The organism is Halomonas sp. A020 (assembly GCF_027943625.1).
Taxonomy (GTDB): domain Bacteria; phylum Pseudomonadota; class Gammaproteobacteria; order Pseudomonadales; family Halomonadaceae; genus Vreelandella; species Vreelandella piezotolerans.
The window spans coordinates 2,800,580-2,819,445 of sequence record NZ_AP022850.1 but is presented as its reverse complement, the minus strand read 5'-3'; the positions used below and the strand labels follow the sequence as shown (position 1 = coordinate 2,819,445).

Genomic DNA, 18,866 nt, shown 5'->3' with positions numbered 1-18,866 from the left:
GGCTAACGCTTTGCTCACCGGAAAATTAGGAGTGCAGCGAGTAATTTTTCCGCGTGCAGCATTTTGTTAGGTATTACTCTCTTCTTGGCTTTGGGCTATGACCATTAAAGTCGGCACGCCCACTTTTTCATTATCCTCTGCTACAACAGCATATGTATCAAAATTACGAAAGTTATTAAAATGTGACGTAGCAACTTTTACAGCATCCGCATTACCCCTTGGATGTTTTCTAGCAGGAACTGTGAGTGCAGTATGCAGTAAATCACCTACCATTATTTCCCATGCGCCATTAGGATTATTAACCGGATCAACCTTGAGCCCATCTGAGCCAGATAAGAGGCCGTCCAAAAACGTCGACGCTCTTAACTGGTAATCATTCGACCATGGTGCGTACCTTGCCTGAACATTTTTACGTGAAAAAAAAGGCTCCAGTATCATATACCTTAATGCTTTAGCCCTACCTTCACTATAGGTCGGCATTCTCCTGTATTTTGATTTTGGGGTGACCCTGTCTTCAAGAAAACGAGGTACTAGAAAATCGAGATCGTCGTCATAAAGAGCGCGCTGGCTTTCAGAATCCAGCCTTGCTTTTACTTTTGCTTGGAATAAAGATCCGGCGCAGTAGTGCATATTGTCGTTATTATCTAACAAGACGAAAATAATGAACAAATCCCCAAGCTCGCAACCTGGCGTAGATCCAGCATTTTTACTAATGGAGGCTTTAGTTCGGGCTACTCTAGGCTTTTGGTGGCAAAAGACACTACAAAACTTTACATCAAAATCTTTGCCACTAATCTTACTTGCCACATTCTTGTTAAGAAAGTCCACCCCAACGTCAGGCTTTAACAAATAGTCTTTAATTGCTGCCACTTCCTTGGATCTATCTATTCCTGACCAAGACTCTTCATAAAGTCTCCTGAATTTCGGGTTGAGCGAAAAGGAAGTGTAGTGCTTTACAAACTTATCGAACAAAGTACTCATATGCTTTCCCTGAATACCTAACGCCAGAATAAGCCGCCGCTTGGAGCGCCAGCGTAAAACGGTCGGCTTGATTCACTCGTTAGAAGAAAGCTTTTCAATTTTCTGCCCAACGCCATCAATTTTGATATTCATTTTTTCTATAGCTGCCGCATAATTATCTAAGTTTCGAAATTTCTTTATATTTTGAATAGCAATAGCTAGCGAAACAGCCCATATAGGCACTGACATAGGAAGTAGAAGTGTCACGATAGGCTCGAAAAACGGATTCATATTTGCTGCAACAGGGCCGACTACAGGCAGCCCTAAACCTAAGCCAAGAAAAAGAAGCAGGAAGAAAATATCGAAATAAACAGCCCTGCTTAATGCCACGCTAGACTTTTTTACTTTTTCAATATGCTCTTTTTCCCATTTGAGCATGTTTAGCTTTTGCTCATATTTTTTGAGCTTCCTGCGATTTCTGTAATCCACTATTTTGTTTTTGACAGGAGTCAATAGTGCGATGAGCGCACCACCCACCAGCGTAGCAGCAACACCCTGCCAGAATGATTGATCAAGAAACTCCATTTGATTCCTCTATTTTTAACGATTAAGCTAAGGGGGCGGGCTTTAGCCCGTCCCAGTGAGCGAAGCGAACGATTTGAGCCACTTGTTAGGCGTCTGGGCTAGGAGAACTCATACCCGCTAGTGTACCTAGTTCCAAAAAAAGCCTTCTTGAACTCAACCCCGTTTGCATCAATACCGGCAATGATTACTGTCAAGGCGTCACTGTCGCCGGAAAGGCTAATTTTTATGCTCTTGGATTGGCCGCGAGAGATTTGGAAGAAGGAGTATTCTTTAGTTGATCTATCAGATTTCACCTTGGCACTAAATAGAGTTCCTCCACCGTTATAGATTTGTAAAGTGTATTCAGGTTCTCTACCATAGACTCCGGCGAAGCCAATTTGTTTTATAGAGAAATCTGGTTTTGCAAGTGCCGGAGGTACTTTGTTGTGTTGGATTGTTACAGAGCCAATGGCTAAGTCACCACCGCCTTGAATATTTACAATATTGTCATTGGCGATTTGGCTAGTTGATTGTGTGTTTCCTTGCGGTTGCTTTCTACGAATGAAAAACCTAAAAATATAGGCTGAGAATGTTAATAGCGTGACCCCGATGCCGCTAAAAAACCAATCTCTATTTTGATTTATCCAGTCGAAAATCATGACATTCCTTAGTGCCTAACAGTGATTATATGGCCTGCCGCATAACACTCTCGAACCTGGCGGCGCGTTTATTGACGTTACATAGCCGTTTCAAAATCCTTAAACCACTGTTTTAAAAGGCTTATCCTTCTAGCGTGGCAACATATCCAAAATTCGCGTGCCCGCTGCTTTTTACTGTTTAATCATACTCTATTCATAAATTTGGCTTAGGTCACGCAGATTTTGGGGAAATTGTGATCAGTCAAAGGGTGGTGATTGGTGAGTGCTGAACTTGAGGTGGGTAGTTGCTTATGGCGTGGTGGATGGGCGGCTAGTCGCCGCCTTCGCGCCGGGCCGCCGCTGCGGGTGCCTTCTTCGCTCGTTGCTCTCGCTCAGCGTTACGCCGCGCTACGGGATTGGGCTATGTGGCTTTATCATCGCGAGCTGAAGCCCCTCCCACAGGTGGTCACATTTAGTTTTGAGGGAATGTTGAACTTTGTGGCTTGATCGTCGCGAGCTGAAGCTCCCTCCCACAATTTCAGGCTGCCACCAGCCATAGGCATAGGCATAGGCATAGGCATAGGCATAGGCATAGGCATAGGCATAGGCATAGCGCAGGGTAATGAGGGTTCGATTTTCGTCCCCTCACCACTCACCACTCACCACTCACCACTCACCACTTACGCTGCTCCCCTTCCCCTTAAAGCTCAATCCCTTTCTGGGCTTTGATGCCTTGGTCTTTGAAGGCGTGCTTGACCACTTTCATCTCGGTGACGGTGTCGGCGAGGTCGATGAGTTGTTGGGGGGCGTAGCGGCCGGTGACGATGGCGTGCTGCATCTCGGGGCGGGCTTGTAGGTCGTCGAGGACTTGGTCTAGGTCGAGGTATTCGTAGCGCAGGGCGATGTTGAGTTCGTCGAGCAGTACCATGTGGTAACTGTCGTCTTGGAGCATGCGTTTGGCTTGTTCCCAGGCGGCGTTGGCGGCGGCGACGTCGCGTTCGCGGTCTTGGGTGTCCCAGGTGTAGCCTTCGCCCATTACGTGGTAGTCCACGTTGGGCAGGTTACGGAAGAAGGCTTCTTCGCCGGTGCTGAACGCGCCCTTGATGAACTGCACCACGCCTACCTTCATGCCGTGGCCCAGGGCGCGGGCGAGCATGCCAAAACCGGAGCTGCTTTTGCCTTTGCCGGGGCCGGTGAGCACCAGCAAAATGCCCTGCTCTTTATCGGCGCGGGCAATGCGCTCGTTCATGATTTTTTGCTTGGCCGCCATGCGCTGGGCATGGCGTTCTGGGGTTTTGGCATTTTCGCGCATGGGGTCTCCTTGGGGTGTTTTACGCTTTCAGCACGTAGCGCAGGGTTTCCACGACCTGATCGGTGGTGGTGCACCAGGCTTGCGCTTGGGCGTCGACTTCTTTCAGCGGGTGAACAATCTCTTCGCTGTGCAGCGTGATGTAGGGCTTGGCCAGTGCCGCGCAGTAGCCTGCGTCAAAGGCGGCGTTCCACTGTTTGTACTTGTCGCCAAAGCGCACCACCACTAAATCCGCCTGTTCAATCATCGTGCGGGTGCGGATGGCGTTCACTTTGGAAGACTGGTGGTCGCGCCAGAAGCCGTTATCCGGCTTGCCCAGGTGGTCGCCTGCGGCATCAGAGGCATCGTGGTCGGTCACCGGTGCGGTGAATACGACGTCCAGGCCTGCCGCTTCTGCGCCGCGCTGGATCTCTTCACGCCAGTCAGTGTGAATCTCGCCGGAAAGGTAGACGTAAAAGCTCATGGTAGCTCCTTGAGGGTTGGGGAGTGTCTCGCCGCTCTATGATAGCCCACTGCTGCTTTATGGAAAAACCTTCCATATTTTTGGCTAATAGCTGCGCGCTCCCCTGCCCGTTACTCCGCTAGGTGAATCATTTGGCCGGTGAATATATCAGCCACCAGCCTGGGCGCTGAGGGGAAGTAGCCGTGGAAGTAGCTGGCCACCAGCGCGCCATCACGATAAATCGGTTCGGCTTCGCTGCCTGCCAATTTGCGAGTGCGGGCCAGCGGCTGCATGGAGGTTTCCAGCAGCGAGTGGTGGTAGGTGTGGCCGCGCAGTTCGCCGCTTTGGGTGTGCAGGCTTTGCAGCCCAAGTGCTGTCAGCTTACCGGCCATTTTGGCGGTGCCGGGCAGTAGCCCTAGCATGGCGTGGGCGCTGCCTTCGCCATCGACTAATTGCTCAACACAGCTCATTAGCCCGCCGCACTCGGCGAGGATGGGTTTGCCTGCGCGGTGGTGAGCGCTGATCGCCTCGCGCATGGGCTGGTTGGCGCTTAAGCGGGCGGCGTGCAGTTCTGGGTAGCCGCCGGGCAGCCAGAGCGCGTCGCATTCTGGTAGCTTGGAGTCGTTGAGCGGTGAGAAGAAGTGCAGCGTCGCGCCCATCTCCTCTAATACATCGAGATTCGCGCGGTAGATAAACGCAAAGGCGTCGTCTTTGGCGATGGCGATACGCACGCCGCGCAAATAGTCCGGTGCAGGCGTGGGGGCGTCAGCGCTTAGCGTTACCTCTTTAGGCAAGCGACCTAGCCCGGCGTCTTCTAACACCTTGGCGGCGGCGTCTAGCTGGGCATCCAGGCCGCTCAGCTCGCTGGCTTGCACTAGGCCTAAGTGGCGGTCGGGGATTTTCATCGCGTCGTTACGGGGAATCGCCCCCAGCAGCGTAATGCCTTCCGGCATGCTCTCATTCAGCAGTTTGCCGTGGCCGGGGCTACCGATGCGGTTGGCGATCACTTCATGAATGGCGAGGTCAGGGTGGTAGTTGGCCAGGCCCTGGGCCACCGCGCCAAAGGTTTGCGCCATGCCCCAGGCATCGATCACCGGCAGCGCGGGGATACCCGCCAGAATGGCTAAGTCCGCGCTAGAGGGCGAGCCATCGAATAGCCCCATAGAGCCTTCCACCAAAATCACGTCGGCTTCTTGGGCGGCTTTGGCTAAGCGCCAGCGGCACTCATGCTCTCCGGTCATCCAGGGGTGAAGCTGATACACTGGCTGGCCGGAAGCGACTTCTTGCACCATGGGGTCTAGGTAATCGGGGCCGTGTTTGAAGACCCGCACGGTGCGCCCGGCGTTGCGGTGCAGCCGTGCCAGCGCCGCCGTGACCATGGATTTGCCCTGGCCCGAACCGGGGGCGCTGATCAGCGCTGCGTGTGCTTTACCTTGCAACATGTCTTTTCCTTAAATCACTCATGGTCGGTAAGGGGTGCCTGGATGGGCACAAACACCGGCGCACCACCCACATCTACCGTGGCCAGCCGCTGTTGGTAGAGCCGTTCTAGGGCGCTGGGCACCAGCATGGTGTCTCGTGGGCCCCAGCAGGCTTCACCGCTGGGGTAAAGCAGCAGAATGTGGTCGCACCAGCGGGCGGCTAAATTCAAATCGTGCAGGCACATCATCACCGCGCTGCCTTGGGCGGCCTGCTCGGCCATCAGCGCCATCACCGCGCTTTGGTGGTGTAAATCCAGGTGGTTGGTGGGTTCGTCCGCCAGCCAGATGTTGGGCGCTTGCGTGAGTACCGTCGCCATGGCTACTCGCTGGCGTTCACCGCCGGAAAGCGTGCTGACCAAGCGGTGGCGAAGATGCGCCACATCCAGCGCTTCCAGGGCGGCCTCGGCGCGGGCGTAGTCGCCGGCCCCTTCCATCTGCCATAGGGAAAGGTAGGGGTGGCGGCCTATCAGCGCGGTCTCCAGCACCGTGGCGGGAAAGCCGTCTAGCCGCTCTTGAAACACCAGCCCTAACTGCTGCGCCACTTGCCGCCTGCGCAGTTGGCCAAGCGGTTTGTCGCCGATCAGCACCTGACCGGACCGGGGGGCGTTCAGCCCCGCCAGCGTATGCAACAGCGTGGTTTTACCCGCCCCGTTGGGGCCAAGCACACCCCACACCTGCCCTGGCTCGATGGTGAGATTCAGCGCTGTGCCTGCGCTGCGCCCCGGCACGTCGATGATCAAGTCTTGGGTCGCCAAGCGGATCATCAGCGGCTCCGGTAGAGCAAAAAGAGGAAGGTGGGCACGCCCAGCAGCGCGGTGATCACCCCGACGGGGAGCTGCTCGGGGGCAATCATCGTCCGCGCTAGGGTATCGGCGAGTACCAGCAGCGTGCCGCCTGCCAACGCGCAGGCGGGTAGAATCAAGCGCTGGTCGTTACCGAGCAGCAGGCGCAACATATGGGGCACTACCAGCCCTACAAACCCAATGCTGCCTGCGGTGGTCACGGCGGCGGCGGTCAAGAGGCTGGCGGCAATGTAAATGCCCCACTCCAACGGGCGAACATCCACACCCAGAGCGGCGGCCTGCAGGGGGCCACGGGCCAGCACGTTAAGGCTGCGCCCTAGCGGTATCAGCAATACACAGGTGGCGATTAATAGCAGCAGCGGCGGCCACGGCGTGCGGGCGTAAGATAAATCTCCCATCAGCCAATAGAGCATGCCCGGCAGCCGCTCGGCGGGGCTTAGCGCGAGCATCAGGGTAATCACCGCGCCCCACCCCGCAGCCACGACCACGCCAGTGAGCAACAGCCGTGAAGGCGTCCAGCCGCCGCTACCGTGGGCTAGGCCAAATACTAAAAACGTGGAGAACAGCGCGCCTAAAAACGCCGAACCCGAAATAAGCACACCGCCCATTCCGGCCAGCATGGCCGCCAGCGCACCGATGGATGCCCCGCCGGATAGCCCCAGCACGTAGGGGTCGGCCAGCGGGTTACGTAGCAGCACCTGCATTAGCGCACCGGCCACCGCCAACAGCCCGCCCACCGCAAAGGCGGAAAGCGCCCGTGGCAAGCGAAGCTCGATCACCATGGTGCGCGCCAGCGCATCGCCCTGGCCCTGCACCACCGCCCAGAGCTGCGCTACCGAAAGCTGCGCGCTGCCCACCGCCAGAGAAAACAGCATGGCGGCCACGGCGATCAGCGCCAGCAGACCAAGGGGTTGCCACAGGCGCATTACCATCAAGACCCCCTGCGCTTTTGGCGGGTGTGTTCGAGCTTTTCACACAGAATCTGTGCGCCTTCCAGCAGGCGCGGCGTGGGCCGCTGAATTAAGGAAGGCGGCACGAAATAGAGGTTACCGGCGTCCACGGCGGCAAGGTTGGGGTACTGCTCCCAGTGGGTGAGCCAGTCGCGGTTCTCCTCCCCCATGCCTCCGGCAATGATGGCGTCGGGGTTGGCCGCAAGCACGGCTTCATCGTCTAAACGCGGTACTAATCGGTGCTGATCGCCAAAGACGTTTTCGCCGCCGCACAATTGCACCACTTGCCCAATCAGGTGGTCGTCATTGACGCTCATCAACGGCTCGTCCCACACCTGATAAAACGTCGCCACAGGGTCACGCTCGCTATAGCGGGCGGTAAGCGCGGCCATGCCCTCTCTGAACTCATTGGCCGCCTGTTTGCCTACCGGTTCGGTACCGGCCAGGCGGGCAAGCCGCTCGATGGTGTCAGCCACCGCCTCGACGCTGCGCGGCTCGATATAAAATACCGGCATGCCCAGCGCTTCGAGGATATCCATTTGCTCGGCGGGGTTCCCCGTTACCCAGCCGATTACTAAATCCGGGGCAAGCCCTACCAGGGCTTCCAAATCGATTCGGGTGTGGCTACCCACCGAGGCCACGTCCTTTGCTTCCGGCGGGTAGTCGCTATAACTCACCACGGCCACCACCTGATCCCCAGCGCCAGCGGCGTAGGTCAGTTCCGTGGCACCGGGTGAAAGCGTGGCGATGCGGTTGGCCGAGGCATGTAAGCACACTTCCCGACCACGGTCATCGACCGCGCAGCGGCTGGGGTTGTCGGCATGAAGCGGGGTGGCAATGCCGCTACCCAGCCATAGGAAAGCGGCGCCCAAGGCGCCGCCGAACTGCATGAATTTATTGGCCAAAGTGAACACTCAAGAATCCTGCTCGGCCCGCGTTGATGTAGTCGGCACCGTCAAACGAGCGCGTGGTGACATAGTCTTGATCCAGCACGTTCTCTAACGTTACCCGAGCGCTCCACAGCGGCGCAAACTGCCAGCCTGCACGCAGGTTCACCAAACCGTACCCGCTCAGGCGATCTTCGTTGGCCGCATCACGGTAGCGATGGTTTTGCGCGACCCAAGAGCCGCCCAGGGACCAATCACCCAGCTCGCGGTCGACGTCCAGGCGCAGGCTTTGCGAGGCACGGTTTTGCAGGCGTTTGCCGGTCAAGCGGTTTTCGGGGTCGGTGTAGGTCAGCGCGGCGGCCAGCGTCCACTCGTTCACGTCGACACCCGCGCTAAGCTCTGCTCCACGAATGCGCGTTTCCGGCACGTTGAACTGTAACCCTTGGCCCGCAATCAAGTTGTCGATATCGGTTTGGTAAAGCGCCGCATCCCAGAACCAGCGGGCATACTGGCCACGCACGCCGACTTCGATCGACTCGGAGGTTTCCGACGCCAAGTCCGGGTTACCAAAACCAGGGAAATAAAGCTGGTTGTAGGTCGGTGCGTTGAACGCCGTGCCGTAGTTGGCGCGCAGCGTGTGGTGGCCATCCACGTCATACCCGATCCCGACGCTGCCCGTCACCTCGTCGCCGTAGGACTCGTTGTCATCAAAGCGAAGGCTGCCTTGAAGCGTGAAGGGAGAGAAATCCAGCAGCGCCTGGGTGAAGATGGCCGCGTTGCTGCGACTGGTTTCGTCGTAGGCGGTGGTGCTGTCTACCCGGTCTTCGCTGTACTCGGCCCCGGCGACCACCTCGTGGGCTCCCATGGTCACGGTGTTTTCCCAGCGCGCCGTGCGTATTTTGGTATTGAACGAGGTATCGCCAAAATCAGCGACGTTATCGCTTTCGTCCCGCGATTCGCTGAGCGTCAAGCGGCTGCGCCAGCTGTCGGTCATCGGCAGCTCGCCATACACGCCCGCGACCTGCTGAACGAAGTCATTTTCCCCGCCGTCATACTCGTTATGCCCACGGGCACGCAGCGCCAATACGCCTGCTTCGGCACCGTTCGCGAAGGTGTGCGACACGCGCGCCAGCGCAGAGGTGTTGTCGTAGCCTTTGTCGTCGCCATTACGACGCACTGGCTGGCCGTCGGTATTGAAGTGGCTGCCAGAAAAGCTGTAACGCGTGCCGCCCTCTTTACCGCTGACGCCTGCGCTCAGCCGCTGGGTGTTGAACGAGCCGCCGCCTGCGGAAATACGCGGCTGCGGACCTTCGTCTTCACCCTGTGGGGTAAACAACTGTATGACGCCGCCCATGGCATCGGCACCGTAAAGGCTGCCGCGAGGACCGCGCACGATTTCGGCACGCTCGAACATGCGTGGCTCCAAATATTGCCAAGCGGCCCCGCCGCTGGTAGCCGAGCGCAAACGGATACCATCGATCATCAGGACATTCTGCGCGCTGCCCGTGCCGCGAATGAAGACGCTGCTATTCTTGCCGAAGCTACCGTTACTGGAAACGTCCACGCCCGGCTGGCCACGCAGCAGGTCGGTGATACTGACGGGGTCTTGGCGGCGCAGCGCGGCCTCGTCGATTACCGTGACCGACGAGAGGCTTTCATTAGCGGTGCGCGGAGCGAGTGCGGCCGTGACCACGACGGGATTCAGCGTGTTGGAGGCCGTCGCGGTGGCCGATGCGCTTTGCGCCTGAACGGCCAGCGGTAGCGCGGCCATGGTAAACGCCGCAAGCGTTGCGGGGGTATGAAAACGATTGAACATGGTGGGTCCCTTGCTCGCTGTGCTCACCCGCACAGCGTATTTTTTAGTGACCGGGCAGGGGCACACAAGGGAAATCCGTGGCAGAGCGCCACGTAACGTCACCCTGTACATGCCCTCCGCATGCCGGTAATCCGTGGCTTTCTTCAAGCCATCACTCTTAGGCCGGTCTCCGGGCTGACGAGCGAAAGAGGGGCGCTTTACCTAAGCGCCGACCCTTTTCCGAACGACCACCTTCCCATGCCAAGGCACAGTGGCGTCTCTAGCCGTTCTTGTCTCGATCACCGTTGCGGGGGCAGCGTTGGATTGACACAGCCATGACATGACCATGTTCACCAACTTCCCGTTTAACTGATGGCGGTTACGCCACCAGCACCTGAGAGTGTGCGTAAACTAGCAACTTGTTAGGGGGTGGTCAATTTGCTGACGCGCCTTTCAGCGCTTGTACCAAGCCGTGGCGCACGTACCACACCTGCTCGGCGTGAGCGGCGGCGTCCTGGGTGAACCAGCCGCTCAAATCCCGCAGGCGGCGCTGGTGGCGGGCCACTGGGACGAGGCCACGCCCCAACTCATTGGCAATGATCACCAGCGCGACGTTCTCTGCAGCGGCGGCTTGCTCGAGGCGCTGTAAATCTTCCCGCCACTGGGCGCGCCACTCGTCGCTGCTGATGTCGGAGTCCAGCACCGCGGTCAGCCATTCAAATAAGCCATGTAACACCAGTGGCGTGTTGGGCAACATGACGTGAGAGACCTCGTGAAGACGCTGGCCAGGCGCTAGGCGCCACCACACCGCGCCGGGAAAGCGTTGTTTTACTGCGTCGCGCTTACCTGCGCTGGCACCGCCAATGAACAGTTGCATTGCCATTCTCCTTTTCCGTCCTCACCTGCTTGATACGCGAGCTGCCAGCGCCGTCCCTGGGCTTGATGCACGATTCCCTGCCAAAAATCGAGGGTTTCGAAACGGCGGCGCAATTCACGAATCACGCCGCCGTGGGTCACTACCAACACTTTTCGATAGCCGTGTTGCCGAGTATGTTCCGCAACATCGTCGAGCCAGGCATCCAGCCGTTCGCGCAGTTGGCCAGAGGATTCGCCACCGGGAATTTGTAGCTCTCCGGCGCTATCGATCCAGGCATGATAGTGCGGTAGTTCTTTTAATTCATCGTAAACCTTGCCTTCGTACTCGCCAAAATCGAGTTCCCGTAAGCGCCGTTCGGCGTAGACGGGAACCCCCGGCTTGGCCGCCTGGGACCAGGCCAGGGTTTCTTGGCAGCGGCCTAGGTCGCTGGCGTAAATGGCGTCGAAACGCTCATCGGCCAGGGCCGCGCGCAACGTTAACAGCCCCTCCTCCGCCTCAGGAAACAGCAGCGGAATATCCCGCTGGCCCTGGTAACGGCGCTCTAGATTCCAGGCGGTGATACCGTGACGAACTGCCACCAGCTCCACATTAAGATCAGTAGCCAAAGCTCTCCTCCTTCGATGGTGGCGCCGACCATATCGCCGTTGATGCCGTTAAACGAGCGCAGCAGTGCTCTGCGTACCAGCGCTACCCAACATGCCAGCGCTGCCAGCCACAGCGCGGCTAACGGCCAGAGCATGGCGAGCGGGATCAGCGGCAGGAGCGCCACGCCTACATCGCGGCGTCCCAACGACTGCTGCCATCTCCAAGCCAGGCCGCGCGAGTGGGCGCATGGGGTCAGCACGAGCAGCGCGACGCCCGCCCAGCGCCCCAGTGCGGGTACTACCGCGAGCCACCACAGCGGCGCGTGATACTGCAGCAGCGCCCAGAGCAGCACGCCCTTCCAGGCCAGCAAAAACAGCAGCGCCAGCATACCGAAGCTGCCGATTTGCGGGTCTTTCATGATTTCCCAGCGCCGCTGCAACGGCTGGTTGCTGCCCAGCGCATCGGCCAGGTCCATTACGCCATCCAGGTGTAGTCCACCCGTGAGCCCCACCCACACGCTGAGCAGTACCAGCGCACTGATCGGCGTGGGCGTTTGTACGTGCTCTAACAGTAACGCGGCCAGCGCGAGCAAACCGCCGATCAGCAGGCCGACGAGCGGATAGGCACGAATGGCCCAACGGCGGGTGGCGGGCGTCCAGGGGCACGCCACCGGTATGGGTAACCGAGTCAAAAATTGCAGGGCCAGCAGCCCACCATAAAGGACGTTGTTCACGTATTGGCGCCCGCTTTCCACTCGATGCCCTGGCCTGCGACCACCTCGATCACGCTATCGGACTCGACGGCTAACCAGCGGTGCAGCATTTGCAAAAACTCGACATAACGCTGCGTATGGGTGTCGTTAGGCAATGGCGCTTCGTTGAGATCATTGGAGACGACGACGAGGGTAATGTGTCGCGCCCGGGCATCTTGCAAACAGCGCACCAACAGCGAAAACCCTTCGGTGGTAGAGAGCGGTGCGTGCGCGTCGTCGGCGTCGAACATCACTTGGCTGGCCCAGAGTGTAAGACAATCGAGCAAGGCGGCATGCCCGTTGGGCACTCGAGCGATGGCTTGATCGATGGCCAGCGGTGCCTCCAGCGTTACCCACGAATCAGGCACACCCTGGGCATCCCGATCGGCTCGATGGAGGGCGACCCGCTCAGCCATCTCGTCGTCGTATACGTTAGCGGTCGCCACGTAAAAACACGGTTGACCGTTGGCAGCTTGCAGCACGTACTGTTCAGCAACGTGACTCTTACCGGAGCGCGCGCCCCCACTAACGAACACAATCATGTAACACCTTTAACAATCGATCATTTGCCGAACCATCGCGCACTGCCAGCCGCAACCAATCACCGTCGAGCGCTGCAAAGCTGTAGGTATGTCGCGCCAGCATACCGTGATGCAGCAAGCGTTCAAGCAGCAGCGCGCTGGAAAGCCCGCGCTGGCACAACGCTGGTCCCGGCCGCACCAGATAAAAGCAGCTATGGCTGGGCACGACATCTAGCCCCGCGTGTGTCAGCGCTTGGCCCAAACGCGGCTGTTCCCGCGCCAACCACTGCCGCGTGCGCAGGGCAAAGGCCGTATCCGCCAACAGCGGTGCCACAAGCTCGGCGGCAAGATGATTGACGCTCCAGGGCGGCTGATGGCGTGCCAGAGCGGCAACGTGCTCGGCACTCGCCAGCACGTACCCCAGGCGCAGCCCGGGCAGGGTGTAAAACTTGGTCATGGAACGCAGCAGTATTAGCTGCGGGTAGCGCGCCAACAGCGGCGTGAGCGGCTCGGCATCGAGGGCGAGATCGATGAACGCTTCATCCACCGCGAGCGTTGCCGTGGTGGGCATGCACGAGAGCAAACGCTCGATCTCCACGGCGTTGACCAGCGTGCCGGTGGGATTGTTGGGGCGGCAGAGAAAGATCACATCCGCCTGTGTGACAGGCTCGTCCAACGCTGCCGTTTGTAGGCCGAAACGGGGGGCCTCTAGGGCATGCTCCGTTACCACTAACCGATGCGCGGCACAGGCTCTGGCATATTCGCCAAAGGTTGGCGTCACGATCAGCCCGCGCTGGCCTGCATGAAGGGCAGCGGCCAAAAAAATGGCGTCTGCTCCGCCGTTGGTGAGCAGTACTTGCTCCGGCGCCACGCCTTCGTGTTCGGCAATGGCACGCCGCGCGGCGCGGTAGCTGGGTTCCGGGTAGCGGCTTAACCCACTAATACATTCAACCAACCAATCCGCCACCCAGGGCGGCGGCCCCAGCGGGTTGAGGTTCGCGCTCACGTCCTCGAACGAGTGATCCGCAGGTAACCTAAAGCGTTTGAGCAGCGCCGCTGCGTCGCCGCCGTGGTCGGGCCAGGGAGCCGTGGTCATTGCAGCCCCCAGAGAAACGCTAAGAGCACGAGGAATGCGAAAAACAGCAGCCACCCGCCGTGCATCAGCCGTAACGTCATGGAAATATGCGCCACGGTGAGCGGTATTTGCCCGCTTCCCAGCGTTGCCCGGAGGGAGGCCACACCCTGATACATATTCGTGCCGCCCAGCTGCACGCCCAGCAGATTCGCCACCATCGCTTCCGGCCACCCGGCGTTGGGACTGGGGTGGCGCGGCGCTTCCCGGCAGGTGGCGGCCAGCGCACCCCGCCAATTTGACACGGTGACGCCTCGCCCTATCAATCCCCTGCCCGCTAGCCATAAACAGAGAGTCGTCAGCCGGGCAGGCAGCCAGTTGGCGAAATCGTCGAGTTTGGCGGACGCATAGCCGAAATCCGCGTAGCGCTCGTTGCGATAGCCCACCATGGAATCGAGGGTGTTGATCGCTTTGTACGCCAACGCCAGGGGCGCGCCGCCGATGACGGCAAACAGCAGCGGCGAGGTAATGCCATCCACGGTGTTCTCGGCAACGGTCTCGACCGCCCCCCGGGTAATCTCGGCTTCATCGAGCGAATCGGTATCGCGGCCGACCACCATCGAAAGCGCATGACGAGCGGTAGGCAGATCCCCTCGGGCGAGCGGTTGGGCAATGGCGTTTCCGGCCTCGGCGAGCCCTTTGATGGCCAGCGTGGTGGCGAGCAGCCAAAGCTCGGCGGCGAGGCCTAGCCAGGGGTGAAGCTGAGTCAGCAGTACCAACACCAGCCAAGTGGCAGTGAACGTTCCCAGGACGATCACCGCCGTCAGTAAAAAGCCCATGGCCCGGCGACGCTGGGCACTGCCTCGGTTCCAGCGCCGTTCTAGCGCGCTGATGCCCCGACCGATGATCACCACCGGATGCGGCAGCACGCGCGGGTCGCCCACGATGAGATCGACGACGATGGCCAGCGCGACCAGCGCCACCGAGGCGGACAGCCAACTGCTAAGCGGGCTCATACTTCGCTGCTGCTCACGCCCGCCTTGTCAAAGGTGGCCATGTCGCTGAGCATCGAGGCAGCGGCCTGTATGAGCGGGAACGCCAGCGCAGCGCCGCTGCCTTCCCCCAAGCGCATACCCAGTGCCAGAAGCGGCTCGGCGTCGAGAGCCGCCAGCGCCGTGGCATGGCCCGGCTCTTCGGAGCGATGACCAAAAATGAGATAGCCGTGCGCCTCGGGGCAAAGGCGACACGCCGTTAACGCAGCGACGGTGGCGATGAAACCATCGACGATAGCGGGTAGCCGGTGGGCGGCTGCGGCCAAATAGGCGCCCGTCATAGCGGCCATCTCCAGCCCGCCGAGTTTGCTGAGTACGTCTAACGGATCGTCGGCGTGGGCTTGGCGGGCGCATAGCGCCTGCTCGATCACCGCCACTTTATGCGTCTGCTGGGCGCTGCTTATCCCGGTCCCCGCGCCGACCACCGTCGCCACCGGAGCCTGGGTGAGCGCCGCCAGCATGGCGCTGCTCGCGGTGGTATTGGCAATGCCCATTTCACCGACGATGATGCTTTTCGCCCCCTGCTCCGCCAAGCGCTCTACCGTGTCTGCACCTACGCCGATGGCGCGCAGGGCTTCTCCCTGGCTCATCGCGTCTTCCCGCACCATGTTCGCCGTACCGGCGCGCACCTTGGCATCAACCACGCTGGGCAGGGCAAGCGGTGACGCCACCCCCACATCGACCACGTCGACCTGAGCGCCTATCTGGCGCGCGAAGACATTGATGGCCGCGCCTCCCTGGGCGAAATTCGCCACCATCTGCGCGGTCACTTCCTGGGGAAACGCCGAGACGCCCTCGTCGGCCACGCCGTGGTCGGCGGCAAACACGGCAACACCAGGCGGAGAGACGAGCGGAGTGCGCTGTCCGGTAATGGCACTCAACTGAATGGCGAGCGTTTCGAGCCTGCCTAAACTGCCGGGAGGTTTGGTCAGCGTGTCGAGATACGCGCGAGTACGCTCACCCTCGGCGTTATCTACGGCGCGAATGCGCGCCAGAAGTGACTGAAGTCGCTGTTCAGCGGTCGGCTCGTTGTCCATCACAATTCTCCACAGGCAGGTGGCGCAAAATGGTAGCAAAACCAGGGCTGCTATACTTGCGCTTTAACCATGAAACAGGCGCTTGCAAGCCACTTTTATCCATCATTCATCAAAGCATCATCTTCAACGGTGATGGTCGTCACTCATCAGAGTAATAAAACTACAAATTAAGCTATAAATAGCGATTTTATTGCCGTAAAGTCTCTTATATCGACGCCATAAGATGTAAAATAACTACAAGTTCGACTCACCGTCTCGACACATGCAGAGGTCTCTATGCCTGGTTCAACATCCGCTACACTCCATCCTACGGTTGCCGAGGTGACCCAACGCATTCGTGAGCGCTCTGCCGAGCGACGCGCCCTGTACGAGCGCCGCATGGCCGACCAGCACAAACGCGGCGTGCACCGCGCCGAACTCTCTTGCGGCAACCTCGCCCACGGTTTCGCCGCCTGCAGCGTGCAGGAAAAAGACTCCCTGAAGCTGATGAACAGCGCCAACCTAGGGATCATTTCTGCCTACAACGATATGCTCTCCGCCCACCAGCCGTTCGAAACCTTCCCGGAAACCATCAAAGCGGCTGCCCGTGCGATGGGCTCTACTGCGCAGTTTGCCGGCGGCGTCCCCGCCATGTGCGATGGTGTGACCCAAGGCCAGCCGGGCATGGAGCTGTCGCTGTTCTCCCGCGATGTGATTGCCATGGCCACCGCCGTGGGCCTGTCCCACAACATGTTCGATGCCGCACTTTACCTCGGCGTGTGCGATAAAATCGTACCGGGCCTGTTTATCGGCGCGGCCCGTTTCGGTCACCTGCCCGCCATGTTCGTCCCCGCAGGCCCGATGCCGAGCGGCTTGCCGAACAAAGAGAAAGCGCGCATTCGCCAGCTCTACGCCGAAGGCAAAGTAGGCCGCGAAGAGCTGCTGCAAGCGGAGTCCGACTCCTACCACAGCCCCGGCACCTGCACCTTCTACGGCACCGCCAACTCCAATCAGCTGATGATGGAAGTGATGGGCCTGCACCTGCCGGGTACCTCGTTCGTCAACCCGGGCACCGAGATGCGCGAAGCGCTGACCCGTTACGCCACCGAGCAGGCCATTCGCAACACCGAACCCGGCGGCGAGTACCGCCCGTTCTACAAGCAGATCGACGAGCGCGCCATCGTCAACGCCGTGGTCGGCCTGCTGGCCTCCGGTGGTTCGACCAACCATACCATGCACCTGATTGCCATGGCGGCCGCGGCAGGCATTACGCTGAACTGGGATGACTTCACCGACCTGTCAGCGGTCACCCCCAGCCTGATGAAGGTGTACCCGAACGGCCAAGCAGACATCAACCACTTCCAGGCAGCGGGCGGCATGAGCTACCTGTTCCGCGAACTGCTAGGCGCGGGCCTGCTCCACGGTGACATTCCCACCGTGTTTGGCACCGACCTGACCGCTTACACCCAAGAGCCCTTCCTGGAAGATGGCAAAGTGGTCTGGCGCGAAGGCCCGGAGAAGAGCTTGGACGACGAAGTGCTGCGCCCTGTAGCCACGCCCTTCGCTCCCACTGGCGGCCTGACCGTGATGAAAGGCAACCTGGGCCGTGGCGTCATCAAAGTCTCGGCCGTTGCCGAGGAGCACCGCATCGTCGAAGCGCCGGTGAAGATCTTCGAAGACCAGAACGAGATGAAAGCGGCGTTCGAGTCGGGCGAGCTGGACCGCGACGTGATCGTCGTCGTGCGTTTCCAAGGCCCCAAAGCCAACGGCATGCCCGAGCTGCACAAACTGACACCGTTCCTGGGCGTACTCCAGGATCGCGGCTTCAAGGTGGCCCTCGTCACCGATGGCCGCATGTCCGGCGCCTCGGGCAAAGTGCCCGCCTCTATCCACATGAGCCCGGAAGCGCTCGACGGCGGCCCGCTGGCCAAGCTGCGCGATGGCGACGTGGTGCGCCTGGATGCCAACGCCGGTACGCTGGAAGCCAAGGTAGACGCCGCCACCTGGGCCGAGCGTGAGCTCGTCGTCGCCAACCTGGACCACTACCATGTGGGCCTGGGCCGCGAGCTGTTCTCGGGCTTCCGCCACCTCGCCATGCGCGGTGAAGAGGGTGCAGGCTCCCTGGGCGGCTTCGAAGCCGACGATCTCGCTCGTCAAGAAGGTCAGATTTTTCAAGAGGACGCCTGATGCGACCGGCACTCATCGGGGACATTGGCGGCACGAATGCTCGCCTGGCGCTGGTCACGCCGGGCGAGGTCACGCCCCACGACATTCTTAACCTGCCCTGCGCCGATTACCCCGGCGTGATCGAGGCGATTCAAGACTACCTCGCTCGGGTAGGCGCCACGGGCGAAAACGCGCCCAAAGAAGCCTGCCTGGCATTCGCCTGCCCGGTACATGCCGAGCGAGTGAAAATGACCAACAACCATTGGGATTTCATGAAAAGCGACGTTCGGCAGGCGCTGAATTTGTCGCTGTTCAAGGTCATCAATGACTTCACCGCCCAGGCGCTGGGCGTGCCCCATGTGGGTAAAGACGATCTCGTCGAAGTTCAGTCGGGGACGGCGCAGTCGCACTCGACCCGCTTGGTCATCGGCCCCGGGACGGGGCTGGGCGTGGCCGGCGTGTTCCCCGGCCAGCACGCCTGGATTCCGCTACCCACCGAGGGCGGCCACGTCACCTTTGCCCCCACTGACGCCACCGAGCGCGCACTGCTGGATGTATTTTTAAAGCGCCACCAGCGGGTGAGCGTCGAACGCATTTTATGTGGTCAGGGGCTTCTAGAGCTGTACCAAGCGCACTGCACCCTGGAAGGCCAAGCGCCTCGCTGCGAGACGCCTGCCGAGGTGACCCAGGCGGCTAACCAGGGCGATGCCATCGCCACCGCCACCCTGCTGCGCTTTTTGAAAATTCTCGGCGACGTATGCGGCGATGCCACCCTCACCATGGGTGCCCGAGGCGGCGTTTACCTCTGCGGCGGCATTCTGCCCCGCCTGTTGGACTGGCTGCCTAAGTGCGAGCTGCGCGCAAGCTTCGTCAACAAAGGGCGGATGGGCGGGTATAACGCCGATATTCCGGTGTGGATCGTGACACATCCATGGACCGGCCTGTTAGGGGCCGCCGAAGCGCTGCATAACGAAGAAGTCTTTTAACGAATGGAAAA

General features: G+C 59.8%; 19 protein-coding genes and 1 riboswitch. Of the genes, 2 read left to right on the top strand and 17 right to left on the bottom strand.

Features of this window, described 5'->3' with window-relative positions; genetic code table 11:
* Positions 1-66: 66 nt before the first annotated feature.
* The 17 genes from FRH_RS13125 to cobT all read right to left on the bottom strand — a co-directional run bounded on the left by FRH_RS13125 (position 67) and on the right by cobT (position 15,724).
* The gene (locus tag FRH_RS13125; RefSeq protein ID WP_281996990.1) at positions 67-981 is read right to left on the bottom strand and encodes a hypothetical protein; all 915 of its coding nucleotides are present in this window, start codon (positions 979-981) and stop codon (positions 67-69) included.
* A gap of 72 nt (positions 982-1,053) precedes the next feature.
* Complete coding sequence (locus tag FRH_RS13120) at positions 1,054-1,545, bottom strand: hypothetical protein (RefSeq protein ID WP_281996989.1); 492 nt, start codon at positions 1,543-1,545, stop codon at positions 1,054-1,056.
* 98 nt (positions 1,546-1,643) lie between these two features.
* Complete coding sequence (locus tag FRH_RS13115; protein ID WP_281996988.1) at positions 1,644-2,183, bottom strand: hypothetical protein; 540 nt, start codon at positions 2,181-2,183, stop codon at positions 1,644-1,646.
* Between the two features lie 679 nt (positions 2,184-2,862).
* Entirely contained in the window at positions 2,863-3,474 is a 612-nt protein-coding gene (gene cobO / locus FRH_RS13110; RefSeq protein WP_281996987.1) for a cob(I)yrinic acid a,c-diamide adenosyltransferase, read from the bottom strand.
* 19 nt (positions 3,475-3,493) lie between these two features.
* On the bottom strand, positions 3,494-3,934 hold the full coding sequence (locus FRH_RS13105) for a YtoQ family protein (protein WP_159341857.1): 441 nt from the start codon (positions 3,932-3,934) through the stop codon (positions 3,494-3,496).
* Positions 3,935-4,044: 110 nt separating this feature from the next.
* Positions 4,045-5,355: a cobyrinate a,c-diamide synthase gene (locus FRH_RS13100; RefSeq protein ID WP_281996986.1), complete on the bottom strand. Its 1,311-nt coding sequence runs from the start codon at positions 5,353-5,355 to the stop codon at positions 4,045-4,047.
* Between the two features lie 14 nt (positions 5,356-5,369).
* On the bottom strand, positions 5,370-6,158 hold the full coding sequence (locus FRH_RS13095) for an ABC transporter ATP-binding protein (RefSeq protein ID WP_153844087.1): 789 nt from the start codon (positions 6,156-6,158) through the stop codon (positions 5,370-5,372).
* Positions 6,158-7,129 (bottom strand): iron ABC transporter permease, encoded by a 972-nt coding sequence (locus FRH_RS13090; RefSeq protein WP_153844086.1) that lies wholly within the window; start codon positions 7,127-7,129, stop codon positions 6,158-6,160. The genes FRH_RS13095 and FRH_RS13090 overlap by 1 nt, the downstream gene beginning before the upstream one ends.
* Complete coding sequence (locus tag FRH_RS13085; protein ID WP_153844093.1) at positions 7,129-8,037, bottom strand: cobalamin-binding protein; 909 nt, start codon at positions 8,035-8,037, stop codon at positions 7,129-7,131. Before FRH_RS13085 ends, FRH_RS13090 begins: the two co-directional genes overlap by 1 nt.
* Before the next feature lie 4 nt (positions 8,038-8,041).
* Positions 8,042-9,850: a TonB-dependent receptor gene (locus tag FRH_RS13080; RefSeq protein WP_153844085.1), complete on the bottom strand. Its 1,809-nt coding sequence runs from the start codon at positions 9,848-9,850 to the stop codon at positions 8,042-8,044.
* A 142-nt stretch (positions 9,851-9,992) separates the two neighbouring features.
* Positions 9,993-10,242: riboswitch (cobalamin riboswitch) on the bottom strand.
* A gap of 20 nt (positions 10,243-10,262) precedes the next feature.
* Complete coding sequence (locus FRH_RS13075) at positions 10,263-10,706, bottom strand: bifunctional adenosylcobinamide kinase/adenosylcobinamide-phosphate guanylyltransferase (protein WP_139528191.1); 444 nt, start codon at positions 10,704-10,706, stop codon at positions 10,263-10,265.
* On the bottom strand, positions 10,658-11,311 hold the full coding sequence (locus FRH_RS13070; protein ID WP_153844084.1) for a histidine phosphatase family protein: 654 nt from the start codon (positions 11,309-11,311) through the stop codon (positions 10,658-10,660). Before FRH_RS13070 ends, FRH_RS13075 begins: the two co-directional genes overlap by 49 nt.
* Positions 11,248-12,024, bottom strand: a complete 777-nt coding sequence (gene cobS, locus FRH_RS13065; protein WP_153844083.1) for an adenosylcobinamide-GDP ribazoletransferase — start codon at positions 12,022-12,024, stop codon at positions 11,248-11,250. The genes FRH_RS13070 and cobS overlap by 64 nt, the downstream gene beginning before the upstream one ends.
* Positions 12,021-12,584 (bottom strand): bifunctional adenosylcobinamide kinase/adenosylcobinamide-phosphate guanylyltransferase, encoded by a 564-nt coding sequence (locus tag FRH_RS13060; protein ID WP_139528194.1) that lies wholly within the window; start codon positions 12,582-12,584, stop codon positions 12,021-12,023. Before FRH_RS13060 ends, cobS begins: the two co-directional genes overlap by 4 nt.
* A complete protein-coding gene (cobD, locus tag FRH_RS13055; protein WP_281996985.1) occupies positions 12,568-13,659 on the bottom strand; it encodes a threonine-phosphate decarboxylase CobD in 1,092 nt (363 codons plus the stop codon). Before cobD ends, FRH_RS13060 begins: the two co-directional genes overlap by 17 nt.
* On the bottom strand, positions 13,656-14,651 hold the full coding sequence (cbiB, locus tag FRH_RS13050) for an adenosylcobinamide-phosphate synthase CbiB (RefSeq protein ID WP_153844081.1): 996 nt from the start codon (positions 14,649-14,651) through the stop codon (positions 13,656-13,658). The genes cobD and cbiB overlap by 4 nt, the downstream gene beginning before the upstream one ends.
* Positions 14,648-15,724: a nicotinate-nucleotide--dimethylbenzimidazole phosphoribosyltransferase gene (cobT, locus tag FRH_RS13045; protein ID WP_281996984.1), complete on the bottom strand. Its 1,077-nt coding sequence runs from the start codon at positions 15,722-15,724 to the stop codon at positions 14,648-14,650. Before cobT ends, cbiB begins: the two co-directional genes overlap by 4 nt.
* A 276-nt stretch (positions 15,725-16,000) precedes the next feature.
* On the opposite strand from cobT, the gene edd reads away from it, so the two are divergent.
* Together edd and glk are read left to right on the top strand one after the other, a co-directional pair.
* Complete coding sequence (gene edd / locus FRH_RS13040) at positions 16,001-17,890, top strand: phosphogluconate dehydratase (RefSeq protein ID WP_281996983.1); 1,890 nt, start codon at positions 16,001-16,003, stop codon at positions 17,888-17,890.
* The gene (gene glk / locus FRH_RS13035; protein WP_153844078.1) at positions 17,890-18,855 is read left to right on the top strand and encodes a glucokinase; all 966 of its coding nucleotides are present in this window, start codon (positions 17,890-17,892) and stop codon (positions 18,853-18,855) included. Before edd ends, glk begins: the two co-directional genes overlap by 1 nt.
* Positions 18,856-18,866 lie beyond the last annotated feature (11 nt).